Here is a 20856-nt window from a genome sequence, read left to right as displayed (position 1 = left end):
CGGTTCCGGGGTTGCAACGATCATACGGTGCGCCCAATAGGGCCGCCGGGGATTCAGGGAGAGACTTTGAATGTCGCTTGGACAGGAACTCGCGCCGCACCTGCCGTTTCTTCGCCGCTATGCCCGCGCCCTTACGGGATCGCAGGCTCATGGTGACGCCTTCGTGCGTGCAGCGCTCGAAGCCATCGTCGCCGCGCCGAATGATTTCCCCCGGGACGTCGACCCCCGGCTGGGTCTCTACAAGACCTTCCACGCCATCTGGTCGACCGCGAATATCGAGCCGGGCGAGGAGCCTTCGGGTGTCACCGGTTTCGGCGCCGAAGGCATCGCTCAAGCTCGGCTGTCACGCATCACGCCACTGTCGCGCCAGGCTTTGCTGCTGACGTCGCTAGAAGGGTTTTCGACGGAGGACGCCGCATATCTGATTGGTGTCTCGCCAGAAGACGTGGACAGCCTGGTCGCTGAGGCTCTGGCCGAAATCGAGCGCCAGACCCATGCGGACGTGCTGATCATCGAAGACGAGCCGATTATCGCAATGGACATCGAAATGATTGTCCGCGACCTTGGTCACAACGTCACCGGCGTTGCAGTCACGCGCACCGAGGCAGTCGCCCAGGCGCGCCAGTCGCCGCCGACGTTGGTACTGGCGGACATCCAGCTCGCCGACGACAGTTCGGGCATCGACGCGGTCAAGGACATCCTCGCCGAATTTTCGGTGCCCGTGATCTTTATCACCGCCTTTCCGGAGCGCCTGTTGACCGGTACCCGGCCGGAGCCGACATTCCTCATCACCAAGCCATTCCAGCGCTCGACAGTGAAGGCGGCGATCAGCCAGGCCCTGTTCTTCGACGCGGCGACCGTTCCAGCGGGATAGACTTCGTTTCCGTAAGGGAACAGTCGCGCCAACTCCGCGTTGGCGCGGAAAGTCCATTCCTCAAGGAAGTCCCGTTCAATGGCCGAGCCGAGTGAGCATTTGACGACGACCGAAGCGCGCGCCGGTGCAACGCCACACGTCACCCGCGTGGTGCTAGGCGTCGGACTGTTGCTCGTGATCGCGATCTTCGCGGTCATATTGCTGGTCGCTGGCTGACTTCCTATTTTTTACAGGCGTATCAATGAACATTGCGCATGCGGCCTCCGGCCCAGCAACGGGGTGGGGTAAAGTGTCCGACGAAGCTGAAGACGACGAAATCATCGAGGAGGTACGGCCCGAGCCGGTGCCGCTCCCCGACGATGAGTTCAAAGACCATCTGGCGGCGGTGATCCCGCACCTGCGCGCCTTCGGACGTTCGCTGTCGGGCAGCCGCGACCTCGCCGACGACCTCGTCCAGGAAACGCTTCTTAAAGCATGGGCGGCGCGCAAGCGGTTCCAGGCCGGCACCAACATGCGGGCCTGGACCTTCATCATCTTGCGCAACCTGTTCCTCAGCCAGATGCGCCGCGCGCGGTTCAAGGGCGAGTGGGATGACCTCACCGCCTCGAAGATCCTTGCCGCTCCGGCGAGCCAGGATCGGCATATCGAGCTCGGTGACATGCAGCGGGCGTTGATGCATCTGCCGCAGCCACAGCGCGAGGCTTTGATCCTCGTCGGCGCCGGCGGTTTTGCCTACGAAGAAGCGGCGGAAATCTGCGGCTGCGCGGTCGGCACGATCAAAAGCCGCGTGGCCCGTGGTCGTGTGGCGTTGGAAGCCCTCCTGTCAGGCGGCAAGCTGCCCTCCCGCCGCCAGCACAAGACCGACCCGAACAAGTCGGCGCTGCAGACGATCATGGGCGAAGTCGACGAACTGAGCGCCGGCAGCGATGCGATCGCCCGGCGTCGTCACGATGATAGCGAGGAAAGCGCCCTCGACGACGAAGCCTGAGGCCGGCTAGTGCAGCCGCCTCAGTAATTCCTCGAACATCAGATCGCTATCGTCCTTTTCAGGCATACCAGCAGCGAATGCGCGACGAAGTGCCGCGGCAATTCCGGCCTGGTCGGGCAAGTTCTCGACGCGGATGATGCGCCTTTCCACATGGTGCCCGCCAGCCGTCTCCTTATGAGGGTTGCTAGCCATTAGAAGAACTTAACGCAGGCGAGGGCCAGGGGTTTCGCCTTTTCGTCGAAATCGGGCAGAGCGTTGCCTGATGGACGCAATCGGCAAGCGACGCGAAGTGCTGCAAAGGGCGCTGGCCTGCTCGCCATTCCTGCGCGAGACCGCGTCGGTATTTTCCGACATTGCCGATGCTTTCGTCGGAAAGGGCGCTCGGGCAGTCGTCCCTCTCGCGCTCAACCTCGCGGGAAATGATGTCGGCGAAGAGCTTCGGCGTCGGAGAACGGCCCTGGCATTGGCCGTAGCGCTTGGCGATCTGGCCGGCGAGCTGCCCCTGGAGGACGTCACCCGCATCCTCTCAGACTTCGCTGACCAAGCGATTGACCGTGCCCTGACAACGGCGATTTCAGAGCGTGTTCCCGGCGCCGAGGCAAAAGGCTTTACCGTCCTGGCCCTCGGCAAGCTCGGCAGCCACGAGCTCAATTATTCCTCCGACGTCGACCTCATCCTGTTGTTCGATCCCGCGACACTGCCGCGCCGCGAGCGCGACGATCCGGGGGAAGCCGCAGTCCGGGTCGCTCGCCGAATGGTGGAACTGCTCCAGCAGCGTACCGAACATGGCTATGTGGCCCGCGTGGATATGCGGCTGCGTCCGTCGCCCGAGGTAACGCCGATCGCACTCCCGGTTGCTGCCGCGATCTCCTATTATGAATCGCAAGCCCTGCCGTGGGAGCGGGCCGCTTTCATTCGCGCCCGCGCCGCTGCCGGCGACAAAGCGCTCGGCGAGCGCTTCCTGGCCGAAATCCAGCCCTTCATCTGGCGCCGCGCGCTCGATTTCGGCGCCATCGACGAGATTCGGGACATCAGCATCCGTATCCGCGACCATTATGCGCAGGGCCAGGCCTTTGGCCCGGGATTCGACCTGAAACGCGGCCGCGGGGGCATCCGCGAGGCCGAATTCTTCACGCAGGTCCAGCAGCTGATCCACGGCGGTCGCGAGCCATCATTGCGCACGCCGGCAACGCTCGACGCACTGTCGGCCCTGGCGTTCGAAGGCCGTCTCGAGGCTCAAGTCGCGGAAGGGTTCGCCGCGGCCTACCGCCGTATGCGGACCGTCGAGCATCGGATCCAGATGATCGCCGACCAGCAGACTCACCGGCTACCGCTGGACCCTAGAGGCCTCGACGCAGTTGCACGGCTCGACGGCCTGCCGGACGGCGGCGCGCTCATCGCTTCACTGCAGCCGTACGTCGATTTCGTCGGTACCCGATTTGACGAACTTGCCGGCGACCGCGGTGCGCTTCTCTCCAACGACCGCGATATTCTTGAGGGCGAGCTCAAGGAACTCGGCTTCAAGGACACGCAGCAGCCGCTCAAGCGCATCGCCGAATGGCGTGCCGGCGACGTTCGATCGTTGCGCTCCCCCGCCGCCCGCCGGGCGTTCGAGGCGATGCTCCCGGTCATGCTCCGCGCCATCGCCCATGGCCCCGACCCAACCCACGCGCTCAACCGGTTCAGCGACATTATCGAGCGGCTGTCGAGCGGTGTGAACCTGTTCCGCCTGCTGCAGGCGCAAGCGCCCCTGGCCGACATGCTGTCGTTGATCCTGGCGCATGCGCCCGTCCTGGCTGACCAGCTCGCACGCCGTCCGGTTCTGTTCGACGGGCTGATCGATGCATCCAGCTTTGCCGCGCCCCCTGAGCCAGCGGAGTTCGCACGAAAGCTGCGCCATTCAGGCGACGATTACGACCAGCAGCTCGACCGCGTCCGCCGCCTCGTCAACGAGCGTCGCTTTGCGTTCGGGGTGCAGCTGATCCTCAAGCACCGCGACCCGCTCGACATCATGATGGGCTATGCCGATGTTGCAGAGGGCGCGATCCAGGCGCTCGCCGCCGCCGCAACCCGCGAGTTCGAGCAGCTGCATGGCACCGTCGCCGGCGGTGAACTGTTGATCCTTGGCCTCGGCCGCCTCGGCGGCAGGGCTCTTACCCACGCTTCCGACCTCGATCTCATCTTCATCTTCGACGCCCCGGAAGGCAGCAGTTCCGATGGCAAGAAGCCGCTCAGCGCAACCGACTATTACAACCGCCTCGCTCGCCGCATTGTCGCAGCGCTCTCGGTGCCCACGGCGTCCGGCCCTCTCTACGACGTCGATACGCGGCTGAGGCCGCAGGGTGCGGAAGGCATGATGGCCGTCCGCATGGATGCCTTTTTGGCCTACCAGCGCGACGAAGCCTGGACCTGGGAGCATATGGCGCTCCTCCGAGCGCGCCCTGTCCATGGCTCGGACGCGGGGCGGGCCAAACTCAAGGACGCCATCCTTACCGTGCTCGGCATGAAGCGCGATCCGGCGAAGGTCCGCGCAGACGCCGCCAAAATGCGCCTCGACATGGCGAAACATAAGCCTCCGTCCGGCCCGCTCGATATCAAGCTCGGCCCAGGTGGGTTGGTCGATCTCGAATTTGCCGTCCACGTCCTGCAGCTGACCCACCGCACCGGCTTCGACCCGCGTCTCGAATTTGCGATGGCACCGCTGCTTGAGGCCGGCCATATAACCATGCGGGCCGACGCTGACCTCCGCCTGCTTTCCCGCATCCTCGTCACCATGCGCCTGGTCGCGCCGGACGGCAGCGTGCCACCGCCGGAGTCTCGCCCGCTGGTCGCCGAAGTCTGCGGTTACCCGGACTGGGATGCGCTGCTTGCCGCCCACGACGAGGCGCGGCAAAGGATCGCGGCACTGTGGAATCGCATCAAGGAAGGCGAGGCATGATCAACGAAGGCGACAAGGCCCCCAACATTGACGTCAACGCCAGCGACGGCTCGGCCGTCAACCTCGCCTCCCCGGGCGCGCCGCTCGTCCTCTATTTTTATCCCAAGGACGACACTTCGGGATGCACCAAGGAAGCGCAGGACTTCACCGAGCTGGCCGGCGACTTCGCCGAGGCCGGCGCCAGGATCGTCGGCGTTTCACGCGACCCGATGAAAAAGCACGATAAATTCATCGCCAAATACGACCTCAAGGTGCCGCTCGCCTCCGACGAGGAGGGCCGCATTTCGGATGCGTTCGGCACCTGGGTCGAAAAGTCCATGTACGGCCGCAAATATATGGGGATGGAGCGCTCGACCTTTCTGATCGGCAAGGATGGCAAGGTCGCCAGGGCATGGCGCAAGGTCAAAGTCCCCGGCCATGCCGCCGAGGTGCTGAAGGCCGTCAAGGCCCTCTAAGCTTGAACATCGGGGAGTCGCGGTGGTAGCGGCTCCCACAACACTGGAGCCGAGGAGCCGTCGTGGCTGAGTTCACCCTTCCAAAGAACAGCAAGATCAGCCGCAAGGGCCGCACCTACAAGGCCGAGGAAGGCAAGCGCCAGAAGCGCTTCAAAATCTATCGCTACGATCCGGAAACCAGTGCCAACCCGCGCTACGACACCTATACGATCGACCTCGACAAGTGCGGGCCGATGGTCCTCGACGCGCTCATCAAGATCAAGAACGAGATCGACCCGACCCTGACCTTCCGCCGCTCCTGCCGCGAGGGCATTTGCGGCTCCTGTTCGATGAACATGGACGGCCGCAACGGCCTCGCCTGCACGACCGCGATCGAGGACATCAAGGGCGAGGTGCAGATCACCCCGCTGCCGCACATGGACGTCGTCAAGGACCTGGTGCCCGACCTCACCCATGCCTATGCGCAGCTCGCCTCGATCCAGCCCTGGCTGAAAACGGTGACGCCCGAACCCTCGGGCAAGGAACGGCTGCAGTCGCCGGAGGCCCGCCATAAGCTCGATGGGCTTTACGAATGCATTCTCTGCTTCTGCTGCCAGACCAGCTGCCCCAGCTATTGGTGGAACGGCGACCGCTTCCTGGGGCCGGCCATCCTGCTCCAGGCCTATCGCTGGCTGGCCGACAGCCGCGACGAAATGACCGGCGAGCGGCTCGACCAGCTCGAGGACCCGTTCCGCCTCTACCGCTGCCACACGATCATGAATTGCGCGAACGTCTGCCCGAAGGGCCTCAACCCCGCCAAGGCGATTGCCGAGACCAAGAAGCTGGTGGCGGAGCGCGCCGCCTAGGCCCAATCAAGTCGGTTGCGTAGAGCCACCTAAGGCCATAGCGCTGCTGTCATGACAGACCAGGTCCGCCAACCGACCGGAGCGCAGCCGGACCCCGATCATCCGGGCTGGTTCAGCTGGGGGGACTTTCCGCGTAGCTCGTTCGCGTCCGCCACCGGCAGGTTATTGTTCCGGCCAGCGGGGAAAGGGCGCGGCGAAGTCCGAATGTTCCCGACCGAAGCGCATATGAACATGGGCGGCTCGATTCACGGCGGCGCTGTGATGAGCTTCATCGACATGGCCTTGTTTGCCGGCGGCCGCTGCGCGGGCATGGCCGAAGGGCATTATGTCACGCTCGACCTGACGACGCACTTCCTCGCTCGCGGCGAGACCGGCGTTCCACTCGATGCGCAGGTCGATCTCGTCAAGCAAACACGCAGCCTGGTGTTCCTGCAGGGCGTCGTCGTCCAGGATGGCGAGCCCTGCTACAGCTTTACCGGTACGCTCAAGAAGGTGACGCGCCGCAACGGACCGGCATTGGATGACGATGGGGCCCGTCGGTAAGGCCTATGCCGCGCTGGTCGCGGCCGGCGAGCTGAAACCCGATGCGGACCAGGAACGTGCGGTCGCTGCGCTCGACCGGCTCGCCGGCGATCTTGGGAATACTCGGACCGGCTTCCTGTCCCGCCTGTTCGGCCGCGAAACGCCTGTGCCGTGCGGCGTTTATCTCTGGGGCGGGGTGGGTCGCGGCAAGTCGATGCTGATGGAGCTCGCTTTCGACTCCATCGACGCCGCGCCCAAGCGCCGGGCCCACTTCCATGCCTTCATGCTCGAGGTCCACGAGCGGCTGCGGGACGCCCGCAAGACGCAGGAAGGCGACCCGGTCATCCACATCGCCGAAGATATCGCCCGCGACCTCAGGTTCCTTGCGTTCGACGAAATGATGGTCACCAACCCTGCCGACGCGATGATCATGAGCCGGCTCTTCACCGCCTTAATCGATGCTGGCGTCGGCATCGTCACCACCAGCAACCGGCCGCCGCAGGACCTCTACAAGGACGGCCTCAACCGCCAGCTCTTCCTGCCGTTCATCGCGCTGATCGAGCAACGCATGAAGGTCGTGTCGCTGAGCGGCCCCACCGATTATCGGCTCGACCGACTGGAGGGCGTCCAGACCTGGCACGTGCCGAACGGACCCGAGGCCACTGCGGCGCTCAGCCGCGCCTTTTTCCAATTGACCGATTACCCGGTCGAGGACCGCGCCAAAGTCCCCACTGAGGAACTTGACGTCGGGGGCGGGCGCACACTCCATGTCCCAAAGAGCCTCAAGGGCGTCGCGGTCTTCTCCTTCAAGCGCCTTTGTGGAGAGGCGCGTGGGGCACCCGACTATCTCGCCATCGCCCGCCGCTTCCACACCGTCATCATCGTCGGCATCCCGGTCATGACGCGCGAAATGCGCAACGAGGCGGCACGCTTCGTGACCCTGATCGACGCCCTCTATGAGCATAAGGTCAAGCTGCTCGCCGCTGCGGACGCAGCGCCGGAAGGGCTCTACCCGCAGGGAGACGGAAATTTCGAGTTCCAGCGCACCGTCAGCCGGCTCGAGGAAATGCGCAGCGCCGACTATCTTGCGGTGGGCCACGGGGCCGCCTAGCGTCCCGCCCGCATCTGCCGGGGAGGAAGTTCACATGCATCGATTGGCCGTACTTGTTCTTGCCTTGGGCACATCGGCCCTTGCGGCGCCCGCGACACCCGGACTGACGCCGGCCCAGCGCACGGCGACGCACGACATGTTCGAGCATGTCATCAACACACCGACCGTGATCGGTCGGCACAAGGTTCCGGACATGGCGCAATATGTCGCCGACCAATTCCTTGCCGCCGGCTTTCCGAAGGACGACGTCCACGTTCTGCCCTATCACACAAGCAGCGCGACGACCGGTGAAGACGACACCGCCGCCTTGATCGTTCGCTGGCGGGCGCCCGGCAATTCCAAGCTCAAGCCGATCATGCTGATGGGGCACATGGACGTGGTCGAGGCGAAGCGAGAGGATTCGACCACCGATCCGTTCGTGATGACGGAGCAGGACGGCTATTATTACGGCCGCGGCACCACCGACATGAAGGACGGCATCGTCGGCATCACCCAGGCGATGATCAACCTCAAGGCCGCCGGCTTTAAGCCGAAGCGTGACATCGTCGTCCTCTTCACCGGCGACGAGGAAACCAACGGCATCGGTGCCAAGAATGGTTCCTCGCTATGGCTCGACCTGCTGGGCCAGCCGGAATTCGGCCTCAACGCCGATGGCGGCGGCGGCAGCGTCAACACCGACGGCTCGCCTGCGGGCTTCACGATGCAAGCCGCCGAGAAGACCTACGCGGGCTACACGCTGACCGTGCGCAACCGCGGCGGCCATTCCTCGAAGCCACGCAAGGACAATGCGATTTTCACGCTGGCGCACGCGCTGGACAAGATCGAGGCCTATCGCTTCACACCGATGCTGAACGAGACGACGCGCGCCTATTTCGACGGGCGGCAGAAGCTTGAGAAGGGCCCGCTCGGAGATGCGATGCGCGCCTGGCTCACCAACCCGAACGATACGGCGGCCCCCGATGCGATCGAGGCCAGCGAGACCGAGGTGGGGCTGACGCGCACGCGCTGCGTGCCGACCCGGCTGTTCGCCGGCCACGCCGACAACGCCTTGCCGCAATTGGCGACGGCGATGATCAACTGCCGCATCTTCCCGGGCGTGGAGCCGGATGCGGTCAAGGCCGAGCTGGAGCGCATTGTTGCCAATCCGGAAGTCGTGGTGACCCGAAATGACGAGCAGAAGGCCTCCTTGGCCTCGCCGCTGCGTCCGGATGTCGTCGCGGCCTACACGAAGGCAGTCCACGCTTTGCATCCAGGCCAACCGGTTTTCCCGGAAATGTCGACGGGGGCCAGCGATGCGCGGCCATTCCGGGTGGCAGGCATTCCTATCTACGGCACCAATGGCGGCTGGACGGTAACGCCGATCGACAATCGCGCTCACGGGAAAGACGAGCGGCTCCCCGTCAAGTCGCTCTATGACAACGTCGTCCACTGGCAGATCCTGCTGCGCGAGCTCGCCGGCAAGTGAGAAGAAAGTTGAAGTCCATGCGCCCCATCGCCGCTATCCTGCTCGCTTGCCTCGCCGCCCCGGCGCTCGCCGCGCCAAGCCCGCTGACGGTACCGAGCAAGCTTGAACCGGCATGGCAGGCAAAGACGCGTGCACTCTTCAAGCAGGTCATCGAAATCCCGACCGTCCATAATCGCGGCGAGGTGCCGAAGATGGCGGCGCTGCTCGCCGACCAATTGAAAGCCGCCGGCTGGTCCGATGCCGACATCCAGATCAAGCCTTATGAGGCGTTGCCGGGCGACAAGACCGCGGCGCTGATTGCCCGCTGGCGGGCCGACAAGCCGACCAAGAAGCCGATCCTTATCCTCGGCCACATGGACGTGGTCGAAGCCAAGCGCAGCGACTGGACCTTCGATCCCTTCGTCTTCCGCGAAGAGGGTGGCTACTTCCTCGGCCGCGGTTCCTCGGACATGAAGAACGGCATCGTCGCGACGACGATGGCCGTCATCAAGCTGCGCGAGTCAGGGTTCAAGCCCGACCGCGACATCATCCTCTTCTTCACCGGTGACGAGGAAACCATGGGCAATGGCGCCAAGCTCGGAGCCTCGGAATGGCGTAGCCTGACCGATGCCGAGTTCGGCCTCAACGCCGATGGCGGTTGCGCCGGTTACAACCGTGACGGCCGGCCGCTCAACTGCGCAATTTCCATGGCCGAGAAGACCTTCCAGACCTATTTCTTCACCACCCATAATCCCGGCGGCCACAGCTCGCGGCCGCGTCCCGACAACGCCATTTACGAGCTTGCCGACGCGCTGAAGGCCCTGCAGGCGCATCGCTTCCAGCCGATGATGAACGAGGTTTCGCGCGCCTATTTCGAGGCTCGCGCGAAGCAGGAGGGCAATAATTCCCTCGGCAACGCCATTCGCGCCTGGCTGGCCAATCCGAATGACGGCGCCGCCGCCGACGCTGTCGAGGCCAATGATTTGGAGGTCGGCCACACGCGCACCCGTTGCGTCGCGACGATGCTCGAAGGCGGCCATGCCGACAACGCGCTGCCACAGACCGCAAAGGCGACCGTCAACTGCCGCATCTTCCCGGGTGTCGACACCCAGACGGTGCAGGCCGAGCTCCAGCAACTTGCCGGCCCCAAGGTCCAGGTGACCATGGACCCGTCTTTCCTCGGACAATCGTCTCCGGCCTCGCCGCTTCGGCCTGACGTCGTCAACGCCGTAACCAAGGCGATCACCTTCATCCATGGCCCGAAGATGGAAATCATTCCGATCCTGGCGACTGGCGCCAGTGACGGTTCATTCTTCCGCGCGAAGGGAATGCCTGTCTATGACGTCGACGGCAGCTGGGGCATCTCGCCCGATGACGAGCGCGCCCACGGCCTCGACGAACGCGTCCCCGTTCGCGCCATGTACGACGACGTCGTCCATTGGGAGATCGTGCTGAAGGAGCTTGCCGGGCGGTAAGCCGAGGAACGCGGCTTGCTTCCCGCCCGTTCGTCACCGGGCAATGGAGGAGGCAAGACCATGCTCGGCAAATCAGACGCAACCCCGATGATCGCTGTCAGCGATGTCGACCGCGCCCGCAGGTTTTATGAGGAGACCTTGGGCCTCAAGACCAAGGATGAATGGGGCGAGGGTTTCACGCTCGAGAGCGGCGACACCCTCGTCAACGTCTATAGGTCCGAGTTCGCCGGCACCAACAAGGCGACCGCCCTCAACTTCGACGTCGACGATATCGAGGAAGAGGTCGCGACCTTGAAGGACAAAGGCGTTTTCTTCGAGAAGTACGACCTCCCCGGTCTTGAACCGCGAGGCGACCTTTACGTCGGCGAGGGCATGAAGACCGCCTGGTTCAAGGACCCGGACGGCAACATCCTCAGCCTCATCGAAGAGGCCTGACGCCAGGATCCCTAGTGAATGATGGCGCTGACGACCTGGCTGATCAGCATGGTTGCCGGATCGACGCGGTAAACATAGCCGTCGCCGTAATAATAATTGTAGTTTGGGCTGAGCCCGTAATGGGTCCGGATGTCGTACGGGATCTGGTTATAGGTCCAGGCATTGCCGTATCCGAGCGGATAGCGCTGGCCGACGCCATAGAGCTTCTTCGCCTGGCCCGGCGGCAGGCAGCCATTGTTCTTCTTGGCAAGGCCCGGCGGGCAGCCGCCAACGCCGTAGCCCACGGGGCCGTTCACGCCATAGGGATGAACGTTGCCCTTGCCCTTGCCGTTACCGTGTCCATGCCCTTGGGCCAGTGCCGGGGCGGCGGAGACGAGCGCCGCTGCGCCCGCGAGGAGAATAAGCTGTTTCATAATGCCGGATAATATCGCGGAAGGCGCCTGAACGCCAAATGACGCGGCTTTGGCTAGGCGGTTGATGCATCCGGCTTCACGGTCTAGAGCGCCCGCGAAATCCGCGTCCCCGCGCGGCTCCAGACCGTTTGAAGAAAGGCAGCAGCCCAGCCCATGGCTCGCAAGAAGATCGCCCTCATCGGCGCCGGAATGATCGGCGGCACCCTCGCTCACCTCGCCGCGAAGAAGGAAATGGGCGACATCGTCCTGTTCGACATCGCCGAGGGCATTCCGCAGGGCAAGGCTCTCGACCTTTCTCAGTGCGGCCCGATCGAAGGCTTCGACGCCAATATCAAGGGCACCAACGACTATGCCGACATCGCCGGTGCCGATGTCATCATCGTCACCGCGGGCGTGCCGCGTAAGCCAGGCATGAGCCGCGACGACTTGCTGGGCATCAACCTCAAGGTCATGAAGACGGTCGGCGAGGGCATCAAGAGCCATGCCCCCGACGCCTTCGTCATCTGCATCACCAACCCGCTCGACGCCATGGTCTGGGCCCTGCGCGAATTCTCCGGCCTGCCGCATAACAAGGTGGTCGGCATGGCCGGCGTCCTCGACAGCGCCCGCTTCGCGACCTTCCTGGCGCAGGAATTCGGCGTCTCGGTCAAGGACGTGAACGCCTTTGTCCTCGGCGGCCACGGCGACACCATGGTCCCGGTCACCAGCTACACGACCGTCTCGGGCATCCCGGTGGACGACCTGGTCAAGATGGGCAAATCCACCAAACAGCGGATCGACGAGATCGTAACCCGCACGCGCGGCGGCGGCGGCGAGATCGTCGCGCTCTTGAAGACGGGCTCGGCCTATTACGCGCCTGCCACCAGCGCGATTGCGATGGCCGAGGCCTATCTCGGCGACCAGAAGCGCATCCTGCCGTGCGCCGTCTATGTCGACGGCAAGTACGGCCTCGACGGCCTCTACGTCGGCGTCCCGACCGTCATCGGCGCCAACGGCGTTGAAGAGATTGTCGAGATCAACCTCGACGCGGAAGCGAAGAAGAACCTCCAGGTCAGCGTCGATGCGGTCAAGGAACTGCTCGTCGCCTGCAAGCAGATTGACGGGTCGCTGGCATGAGCATCCTCGTCGACCGCAACACCAAGGTCATCACCCAGGGCATGACGGGTGAAACCGGCACCTTCCACACGCAGCAGGCGCTGGCCTACGGCACGCAGATGGTCGCCGGCGTCACTCCGGGGAAGGGCGGCACGACCCACCTCGATTTGCCGGTCTACGACACGGTGCACGAAGCAGTCGCCAAGACCGGCGCCACCGCCTCTGTCATCTACGTCCCGCCGCCCTTCGCCGCGGATTCGATCCTCGAAGCCATCGACGCCGAAGTGCCGCTGATCGTCGCCATCACCGAGGGCGTTCCGGTCCTCGACATGGTCAAGGTCAAGCGTGCGCTCGACGGCTCCAAGTCGCGCCTCATTGGCCCCAACTGCCCCGGCGTGCTGACGCCTGAGGAATGCAAGATCGGCATCATGCCGGGCAACATCTTCAAGAAGGGCAGCGTCGGCGTCGTCTCGCGTTCCGGCACGCTCACCTACGAAGCGGTCTTCCAGACGACCAACGAAGGCCTCGGCCAAACCACCGCTGTCGGCATCGGCGGCGATCCGGTCAAGGGCACCGAGTTCATCGACATGCTGGAGATGTTCCTCGCCGACGACGCGACCAAGTCGATCATCATGATCGGCGAGATCGGCGGCAGTGCGGAAGAGGACGCCGCCCAGTTCCTCGCCGACGAGAAGAAGAAGGGCCGCTGGAAGCCGACCGTCGGATTCATCGCCGGCCGCACCGCGCCTCCGGGCCGCCGCATGGGCCATGCCGGCGCCATCGTTTCGGGCGGCAAGGGCGATGCCGAGTCCAAGATCGCCGCCATGGAAGCGGCTGAAATTCGCGTTTCCCCGAGCCCATCTGAATTGGGCACGACGCTGAGCGCCCTGCTGAAAGGCTAATGTTCCCCGGCGAAGGCCGGGGCCCAGGAGCCCGAAGGGCTTTTGTAACGGAGGACGAATGAAGGCTGGCTACGTTTACATCATGGCCAGCCAGAAAAATGGGACGATCTACATCGGTGTTACCAGTGATCTAATTGGCCGGGCATATGCTCACCGCGAAGGCCGGATCGATGGTTTCACGAGGCAGCATGGCTGCAAGCTGCTGGTGTGGTTCGAAGCATTTGACGATCTGCAGCAAGCGCGCCAGCGGGAACTGCAGATGAAGGAATGGAAGCGAAGTTGGAAGATTCGGCTGATCGAGGAAACGAACCTTGAATGGAATGATCTCTATCCGACTTTATTCTGACCCCGGCTCGCGCCGGGCCTGGACCCCGGCTTCCGCCGGGGAACAAGAAGGTTGAGCATGCACGAATTCGAACCGGGACCGAGCTGGACACGGCCGAACTGGCCGGTGAGCGAACTCGACCCGGTGAATGCCGGCCTCGACCCGACGCAGTCGGAGATCGCCGTGGTCGCCGAGAAGGCAAGGGCCGCGGCCCAGGCCGCCGGCGCCGATCCCGACGCGGTCCGCCGCGCCGCCGACGACAGCATTCGGGCGATGATGCTGATCCGCACCTATCGCGTGCGCGGGCATTTGGCTTCAAAGCTCGATCCGCTCGGCCTCCATCACAGCGAGCTGCCGGCCGACCTGACGCCGGAGTTCCACGGCTTCGGCTCGACCGATCTTGACCGGCCGATCTACATCGGCGGCGCGCTCGGCTTCGCGCAGGCGAGCATCCGCCAGATCGTCGACGTCCTGCAGTCGACCTACTGCGGCCACATCGGCTTCGAATATATGCACATTAACGACCTGGAGGAGCGGCGCTTCATCCAGGATCGGATCGAGGGTGCGGAAGAAACCGTCCAGTTCACGCCCGAGGGCAAGCGCTCGATCCTCGAAAAGGTCATCCACGGCGAGCAGTGGGAAAAATTCCTCGCCAGGAAGTACGTCGGCACCAAGCGCTTTGGCCTCGACGGCGGCGAATCCATGATCCCGGCGCTGGAAGCTGTCATCAAATACGGCGGCCTCACCGGCGTCGAGGAGGTCGTCGTCGGCATGGCCCACCGCGGCCGTCTCAACGTCCTCTCCAACGTCATGGGCAAGCCCTACCGCGCCATCTTCCATGAGTTTGCGGGCGGCGCCACCAACCCGGCGGATGTCGGCGGGTCGGGCGACGTCAAATACCACCTCGGCACCAGCAGCGACCGTGAGTTCGACGGCGTCAGCGTCCATCTGTCGCTGATGCCCAACCCGTCGCACCTCGAGGCCGTCGATCCTGTCGTCCTCGGCAAGGCCCGCGCGGTCCAGACTTACAAGGGCGACAGGGAAGGCGACACGGTCCTGCCGATGCTCCTGCACGGTGACGCGGCCTTCGCGGGCCAGGGCATTGTCGCCGAATGCTTCGGCTTCTCCGGCCTTCCGGGCTACGAGACCGGCGGCACGATCCATTTCGTGATCAACAACCAGGTCGGCTTCACGACCTCGCCCCAATTCGCCCGTTCATCGCCCTATCCGTCCGACGTCGCCAAGTCGGTCCAGGCGCCGATCCTGCACGTCAACGGCGACGACCCCGAGGCGGTCACCTTCTGCTGCAAGCTGGCGATCGAGTTCCGGCAGTGCTTCAACCGCGACATCGTTATCGACATGTGGTGCTACCGCCGCTTCGGCCACAACGAGGGTGATGAGCCAAGCTTCACCCAGCCGCTGATGTACGCCGCGATCAAGACTCACCCGCCGATCAGCGAGATCTACGGCAAGAAGTTGGTCGCCGAAGGTGTCATCGACCAGCCGGGCATCGACAAGCTGACCAGCGATTTCACTGCGCTTCTCGAGCAGGAATTCGAAGCCGGCTCCAGCTATTTGCCCAACAAGGCCGACTGGTTCGAAGGCCGCTGGGCGGGCCTCGGCAAACCCGACGAGCCGGTCATGGCTCGCCGCAACACCGTAACGGCGCTGGACGAGGGCGAGTTTGACAGCCTGACAAAGGTGCTGACGACCGTCCCCGAAGGGCTCGCGATCCACAAGACCCTGGGCCGCATCCTCGAAGCCAAGAAGCAGGCGCTGGAGAGCGGCGAGGGTATCGACTGGGCGACCGGCGAGGCCTTGGCTTTCGGTTCGTTGGTCGCGGAGGGCAATTGCGTCCGCCTGTCGGGTCAGGATTCAGGCCGCGGCACCTTCAGCCAGCGCCACGCCGTCTGGGTCGACCAGAGCGATGGCCACAAATATGTGCCGCTGACCACCATCGAGGGCGGCGGCATCTTCGAAGTGCGCGACAGTCCGCTGTCCGAATTCGGCGTGCTCGGCTTCGAATACGGCTATTCGCTCGCCGATCCGCGTACCCTCGTTCTCTGGGAAGCGCAGTTCGGCGATTTTGCCAATGGCGCCCAGGTGATGATCGACCAGTTCATCGCCGCGGGCGAGGCCAAGTGGCTGCGCGCCAGCGGCCTTGTCCTGCTGTTGCCGCACGGCTTCGAAGGGCAGGGGCCGGAACATAGTTCCGCCCGCCTCGAACGCTACCTGCAGCTTTGCGCCGAGGACAATATGCAGGTCGCCAACTGCACCACGCCGGCCAACTATTTCCACCTGTTGCGCCGCCAGATGCGCCGTGACTTCCGCAAGCCGCTGGTCATCATGACGCCGAAGTCGCTGCTCCGGCACAAGATGGCGGTGTCGAGCCGCGCCGACTTCACTGGCGACAGCCATTTCCGCCGCATCATTTCCGACCCGACGCCGCCGGCAGAGGGAACGACCAAGCGGCTTGTCCTCTGCACCGGCAAGCTCGCCTACGAGTTGCTGGAAGCGCGCGACAAGGCGGGTGCAAACGGCACCGAGATCATCCGCATCGAGCAGATTTATCCGTTCCCGTCGGAGCCGTTGGTCAAGCGCCTGAAGGCGATGACCCAGCTCGAAGAACTGGTTTGGGCGCAGGAAGAGCCGCGCAACAACGGCTGCTGGTTCTTCGTCGAAAGCCTGATTGAGAATTGCTTGAACGAGGCCGGTCATTTGCTGCGGCCGCGCTACGCGGGCCGCGAAGCCTCGGCATCGCCGGCCACCGGCCTCGCCAAGCGCCACGCCGCCGAGCAGGCGGCCTTGATTGCTTCGGCGCTCGGCCATACGGGCCAGCCGCAGCAGCAAGCCAAAGCCAGCTAGCAAGAAGGAAGCGCATGTCGACCGACGTCAAAGTTCCGGCGCTTGGAGAATCGATCACCGAGGCGACGCTTGGCCAATGGCTCAAGCAGCCGGGCGATACGGTCGCCGCCGATGAACCCATCGCCAGCCTTGAAACCGACAAGGTCTCGGTCGAGGTCAATGCCCCGGTCGCCGGCACGCTTGCCGAGCAATTGGTCAAGGAAGGCGATACCGTCGAAGTCGGCGCAGTCATTGCCCGCGTGGGCGAAGGTGGCGGTGCAGCCGTCGCCGCTCCGGCCAAGGAAGTCGCCGATGCTTCTACCAACCCGCCGGGCCCCGCCGAAACGCCGCTTCCGCGCGAAGATGCTCACGCGCCGACGGATGAGCATGCCGATCTGACCCTCTCGCCGGCGGTGCGCCGCGCGGTTCTGGAGCACCACGTCGACCCTTCGCAGATCAATGGCACCGGCAAGGACGGCCGCATTACCAAGGACGATGTCCTCGCCGCGGCGCAGGCAAAGATGGCACCCGTTCACGAGCCCGAAGCCCGTTCCCCGGCGCAGGCCGGGGCCCAGGCGCCGCAGGCGAAAGCTCCCGCCGCTGAAGCACAGCAGACTCCGTCTCCTGGGCCCCGGCCTTCGCCGGGGAGCAGAAACGAAGAGCGCGTCAAGATGTCGCGGCTGCGCCAGACCATCGCGGCCCGCCTCAAGGACGCGCAGAACACCGCTGCGCTCCTGACCACTTTCAACGACGTCGATATGTCGGCCGTGATCGACGCGCGGGCCCGCTACAAGGACTTGTTCGAGAAGAAGCACGGCATCCGCCTCGGCTTCATGGGCTTCTTCGTGAAGGCCTGCGCGCTCGCTGCCCGCGACGTGCCCTCGGTCAATGCCAGCATCCAGGGCGACGAGATCGTCTACCATGACTATCTCGACGTCTCGGTCGCCGTCTCCGCGCCCAAGGGCCTCGTCGTTCCGGTCATCCGCAACGCCGACGCCATGAGTTTCGCCGAAATCGAGAAATCGATCGCGGCCTACGGCAAGAAGGCGAAGGAAGGCACGCTGACCATGGACGAAATGTCCGGCGGCACCTTCACCATCTCCAATGGCGGCGTCTTCGGCTCGCTCTTGTCGACACCGATCATCAACCCGCCGCAGTCGGCCGTGCTCGGCATGCACCGGATCGAGGAGCGTCCGGTCGCCAAGGACGGTCAGGTCGTCATCCGCCCGATGATGTACCTTGCACTGTCCTACGATCACCGCCTGATCGACGGCCGCGAGGCGGTCACCTTCCTCGTCCGCGTCAAGGAAGCGATCGAGGACCCGACGCGCCTGCTGATCGATCTGTAATGCCCTCATTGTTCGCGCTTGAATGGGCAATCATCTCAGGAACTGTTGCCGGTTTCGCCATCACGGCATTTGAGTGGTTTCAAGAGCGCGAATTCGCAAGGGAGGTCATTCTAGAACACGGATATGCGAAACTCTCGATCTTGGTGCTTAAGAGCCTTGTGATTTACGTCGGTGGGTTAACACTGATCGCTCTGATGGGTGTGTTGATCAATTCATTATTCTAGAAGGTTTAAATGGCTGATTTTGATTTCGACGTCCTGGTGATTGGCGCCGGCCCCGGCGGCTACGTCGCCGCCATCCGCGCCGCGCAGCTTGGCTTGAAGACCGCCTGTGCCGAAAGCCGCGAAACGCTTGGCGGCACCTGCCTCAATGTTGGCTGCATCCCGTCGAAGGCGATGCTGCACGCGTCGGAATATTATGACGCCGCCGCCAACGGCGCCTTCGCCAAGCTCGGCATCAAGGTCACGCCGGAACTCGACCTCGACACCATGCACGGCCAGCGCAAGGACGCGGTCAAGCAATTGACCGGCGGCATCGAGTTCCTGTTCAAGAAGAACAAGGTCGAATGGCTTAAAGGTCTCGGCACCTTCACTGGTCCCAATACCGTCAAGGTCGGCGACCGGACCGTCACCGCCAAGAATATCGTCATCGCTACCGGTTCGTCGGTCACCCCGCTCCCGGGCGTCGAGATCGACCAGAAAGTCGTCGTCGATTCCACAGGCGCGCTGGAGCTCCCCAGAGTGCCCGAGCACATGGTCGTGATCGGCGGCGGCGTCATCGGGCTGGAGCTCGGCTCGGTCTGGCGGCGGCTCGGCGCCAAAGTCACCTGCGTCGAATTCCTCGACCAGATCCTGCCCGGCTTCGACGGCGAGGTCCGCAAGGAATCGAACAAGATCCTCAAGAAGCAGGGCTTCGAGTTCAAGCTCGGCACCAAGGTCACCAAGGTCGACGTCAACGGCGGCAAGGCGACCCTGACGATGGAGCCCGCCAAGGGCGGCGCGGCCGAAACGCTTGAGGCCGATTGCGTCCTCGTATCCATCGGCCGCCGGCCGAACACCGAAGGCCTCGGTCTCGACAAGATCGGCCTTCAATTGAACCAGCGCGGCCAGATCGAGACCGACCACGACTTCCGCACCAAGGCGGCAGGCGTCTGGGCGATAGGCGACGTCATCCCCGGCCCCATGCTTGCCCACAAGGCGGAGGACGAAGGCATTGCCGTCGCCGAGAATATCGCGGGGCTCACCGGCATCGTGAACCACGACGTTATTCCCTCGGTAGTCTACACATGGCCCGAAATCGCCGGTGTCGGCCTGACCGAGGAGCAGGCGAAGGAGAAGGGCGAGGTCAAGGTCGGCAAGTTCCCGATGCTCGCCAATTCGCGCGCCAAGACCAACCATGAGCCTGACGGCTTCGTGAAAGTCATTGCCGACGCCAAGACCGATCGTGTGCTAGGTGTCTGGTGCATCGCGTCCGTCGCCGGGACCATGATCGCACAGGCCGCTCAGGCCATGGAATTCGGCGCTACCAGTGAGGACATCGCCTATACCTGCCACGCCCATCCGACCCATTCGGAAGCGATCAAGGAAGCGGCGATGGCGGTGGCTGGAAAGCCTATTCACATCTAAGATGCCGATTGACGCGTGAATTTTTCTCGCTAGCGAGCGCCCCTTCGCTGTCATAAATCTGACACTCTAGGGGTGGGGACGCGTCCATGACGCTCGACTGGCGTCGCGAAAGCGAAGAATATCGATGGCTTGCCGCGCTTGGCGCGATGACCCTGCTCGCGCTCGTCGTCGCCGGCTGGTTCAGCCATCGCGCCGGCCTGCCGCCCTATCGGATCTTCTATCTCTACTTCCTCGCGGTCTTCCAGAACGCCCGCTACGCGCTCTGGCTGGCAGGCGGCCTCTTCGTGCTGCGCGCCTTGTGGCTGAAGACGTGGAACCCGTTCCGAGGCCTTTGGGCCCTGGTCACAGGCCATATCCGCTCTCCCGCCCTCATCCTCGCCGGCGTCATCCCGGTCCTTCTGGTTCCGATCCTGATGGCCTCGTTCGGCACATTGAAGATGCTGATGCCGGTCTTCCGCGACTTCAGCTGGGACGATCGTCTTGCCGCCGCGGACAAATTTCTCTTCCTCGGCTACCAGCCCTGGCAGTTCACCCACGCTGTCTTCGGCAGCCCGTTCCTCACCAAGATGATCGACAAGAGCTACACCTATTGGGTGATGGCGCTGTACGCGGCGGTCGTCGCTTATGCCGCGCTGGCGCCGCGCTACGAGCGTGCCCGCTTCTTCCTGTCCTTCGCCGCCGCCTGGATGCTGATCGGCGTCGTCGGCGGCTATGTCTTCGCCTCGGCAGGCCCGTGCTTTGCCCAGCAGATCGGCGCCGTATCGGCGCCTGAATTCGCACCGCTCATGGCCCGGCTGAAGGAGATCCACGAGGGTGGCCACCTCCTCAACGCTTATTATTGGCAGGGCGTCCTCTGGCGGCACCATGCCGCGCACCAGGCCGGTTTCGCCATGGGCATCTCGGCCATGCCGTCGATGCACAATGCGATCGCCATCCTCTACGCTTTGACGACTGCCCGCATGGCAAAGCCCATCCGCATCGCCGCCTGGACCTTCGCCGCGCTTATCTGGATCGGCTCGATCCACCTCGGCTGGCATTACGCAATCGACGGCATCGCTTCGGGCCTGATGATCGCCGGCATCTGGTACGCCGCCGGCCGCTACCTCGACCGTGTCGGCTATACCCAGGCACTCCGGTTGCGCGGCGAAAAGGCGCCAGAGCCCGAATTGCCCGATTTCGAGCCGGAGCCGGTGGCAATCTAGCCAAGGCCCGTTAA

20 protein-coding genes are annotated in these 20856 nt (G+C 64.0%); 18 read left to right on the top strand and 2 right to left on the bottom strand.

Annotated elements, in window-relative coordinates; genetic code table 11:
* The first annotated feature begins 70 nt into the window (after positions 1–70).
* From LZ536_RS05340 to LZ536_RS05330, 3 genes are all read left to right on the top strand, one after another.
* A complete protein-coding gene (locus tag LZ536_RS05340; protein ID WP_249847255.1) occupies positions 71–874 on the top strand; it encodes a response regulator in 804 nt (267 codons plus the stop codon).
* Between the two features lie 78 nt (positions 875–952).
* Positions 953–1090 carry a hypothetical protein gene (locus LZ536_RS05335; protein WP_249847254.1) on the top strand — a complete coding sequence of 46 codons (138 nt, stop codon included), beginning with the start codon at positions 953–955 and terminating at the stop codon, positions 1088–1090.
* A 25-nt stretch (positions 1091–1115) separates the two neighbouring features.
* Entirely contained in the window at positions 1116–1862 is a 747-nt protein-coding gene (locus tag LZ536_RS05330) for a sigma-70 family RNA polymerase sigma factor (protein ID WP_431357913.1), read from the top strand.
* Positions 1863–1868: 6 nt separating this feature from the next.
* Here the strand turns inward: LZ536_RS05330 and LZ536_RS05325 are convergent, their stop codons facing one another.
* Positions 1869–2054: a hypothetical protein gene (locus LZ536_RS05325; protein ID WP_249847253.1), complete on the bottom strand. Its 186-nt coding sequence runs from the start codon at positions 2052–2054 to the stop codon at positions 1869–1871.
* 70 nt (positions 2055–2124) lie between these two features.
* On the opposite strand from LZ536_RS05325, the gene LZ536_RS05320 reads away from it, so the two are divergent.
* The 8 genes from LZ536_RS05320 to LZ536_RS05285 all read left to right on the top strand — a co-directional run bounded on the left by LZ536_RS05320 (position 2125) and on the right by LZ536_RS05285 (position 11087).
* Entirely contained in the window at positions 2125–4800 is a 2676-nt protein-coding gene (locus tag LZ536_RS05320) for a bifunctional [glutamine synthetase] adenylyltransferase/[glutamine synthetase]-adenylyl-L-tyrosine phosphorylase (RefSeq protein WP_249847252.1), read from the top strand.
* The gene (locus tag LZ536_RS05315) at positions 4797–5255 is read left to right on the top strand and encodes a peroxiredoxin (RefSeq protein ID WP_249847251.1); all 459 of its coding nucleotides are present in this window, start codon (positions 4797–4799) and stop codon (positions 5253–5255) included. Before LZ536_RS05320 ends, LZ536_RS05315 begins: the two co-directional genes overlap by 4 nt.
* Positions 5256–5317: 62 nt before the next feature.
* A complete protein-coding gene (locus LZ536_RS05310; RefSeq protein ID WP_249847250.1) occupies positions 5318–6100 on the top strand; it encodes a succinate dehydrogenase iron-sulfur subunit in 783 nt (260 codons plus the stop codon).
* Between the two features lie 51 nt (positions 6101–6151).
* Entirely contained in the window at positions 6152–6643 is a 492-nt protein-coding gene (locus tag LZ536_RS05305; RefSeq protein ID WP_249847249.1) for a PaaI family thioesterase, read from the top strand.
* The gene (zapE, locus tag LZ536_RS05300) at positions 6627–7733 is read left to right on the top strand and encodes a cell division protein ZapE (RefSeq protein WP_249848564.1); all 1107 of its coding nucleotides are present in this window, start codon (positions 6627–6629) and stop codon (positions 7731–7733) included. Before LZ536_RS05305 ends, zapE begins: the two co-directional genes overlap by 17 nt.
* Before the next feature lie 34 nt (positions 7734–7767).
* Positions 7768–9198 (top strand): M20/M25/M40 family metallo-hydrolase, encoded by a 1431-nt coding sequence (locus LZ536_RS05295; RefSeq protein WP_249847248.1) that lies wholly within the window; start codon positions 7768–7770, stop codon positions 9196–9198.
* A 17-nt stretch (positions 9199–9215) separates the two neighbouring features.
* Positions 9216–10652 carry a M20/M25/M40 family metallo-hydrolase gene (locus tag LZ536_RS05290; protein WP_249848563.1) on the top strand — a complete coding sequence of 479 codons (1437 nt, stop codon included), beginning with the start codon at positions 9216–9218 and terminating at the stop codon, positions 10650–10652.
* Between the two features lie 60 nt (positions 10653–10712).
* Positions 10713–11087: a VOC family protein gene (locus tag LZ536_RS05285; protein ID WP_249847247.1), complete on the top strand. Its 375-nt coding sequence runs from the start codon at positions 10713–10715 to the stop codon at positions 11085–11087.
* Positions 11088–11098: 11 nt separating this feature from the next.
* Here the strand turns inward: LZ536_RS05285 and LZ536_RS05280 are convergent, their stop codons facing one another.
* The gene (locus tag LZ536_RS05280; RefSeq protein WP_249847246.1) at positions 11099–11500 is read right to left on the bottom strand and encodes a hypothetical protein; all 402 of its coding nucleotides are present in this window, start codon (positions 11498–11500) and stop codon (positions 11099–11101) included.
* A gap of 153 nt (positions 11501–11653) precedes the next feature.
* Between LZ536_RS05280 and mdh the strand changes: the two genes are divergently transcribed.
* The 7 genes from mdh (at position 11654) to LZ536_RS05245 (ending at position 20842) form a co-directional block, all read left to right on the top strand.
* Complete coding sequence (gene mdh, locus LZ536_RS05275) at positions 11654–12616, top strand: malate dehydrogenase (protein WP_249847245.1); 963 nt, start codon at positions 11654–11656, stop codon at positions 12614–12616.
* On the top strand, positions 12613–13497 hold the full coding sequence (gene sucD, locus LZ536_RS05270) for a succinate--CoA ligase subunit alpha (protein ID WP_249847244.1): 885 nt from the start codon (positions 12613–12615) through the stop codon (positions 13495–13497). Before mdh ends, sucD begins: the two co-directional genes overlap by 4 nt.
* A 58-nt stretch (positions 13498–13555) precedes the next feature.
* Complete coding sequence (locus LZ536_RS05265; RefSeq protein WP_283938388.1) at positions 13556–13843, top strand: GIY-YIG nuclease family protein; 288 nt, start codon at positions 13556–13558, stop codon at positions 13841–13843.
* Positions 13844–13900: 57 nt separating this feature from the next.
* Positions 13901–16687, top strand: coding sequence for a 2-oxoglutarate dehydrogenase E1 component (locus tag LZ536_RS05260; RefSeq protein WP_249847243.1), 2787 nt, complete (start codon positions 13901–13903; stop codon positions 16685–16687).
* 14 nt (positions 16688–16701) lie between these two features.
* Positions 16702–18015 (top strand): 2-oxoglutarate dehydrogenase complex dihydrolipoyllysine-residue succinyltransferase, encoded by a 1314-nt coding sequence (gene odhB, locus LZ536_RS05255; protein WP_249847242.1) that lies wholly within the window; start codon positions 16702–16704, stop codon positions 18013–18015.
* A gap of 233 nt (positions 18016–18248) precedes the next feature.
* Positions 18249–19640 carry a dihydrolipoyl dehydrogenase gene (gene lpdA, locus LZ536_RS05250; protein ID WP_249847241.1) on the top strand — a complete coding sequence of 464 codons (1392 nt, stop codon included), beginning with the start codon at positions 18249–18251 and terminating at the stop codon, positions 19638–19640.
* A gap of 86 nt (positions 19641–19726) precedes the next feature.
* A complete protein-coding gene (locus LZ536_RS05245; RefSeq protein ID WP_249847240.1) occupies positions 19727–20842 on the top strand; it encodes a phosphatase PAP2 family protein in 1116 nt (371 codons plus the stop codon).
* The last annotated feature ends 14 nt before the right edge of the window (positions 20843–20856 follow it).

Source organism: Sphingomonas alba (genome assembly GCF_023516555.1).
GTDB classification, from domain to species: Bacteria; Pseudomonadota; Alphaproteobacteria; order Sphingomonadales; family Sphingomonadaceae; genus Sphingomicrobium; species Sphingomicrobium album.
The sequence above is the reverse complement of the archived record's forward strand: the minus strand, read 5'-3'. Positions and strand labels throughout refer to the sequence as shown.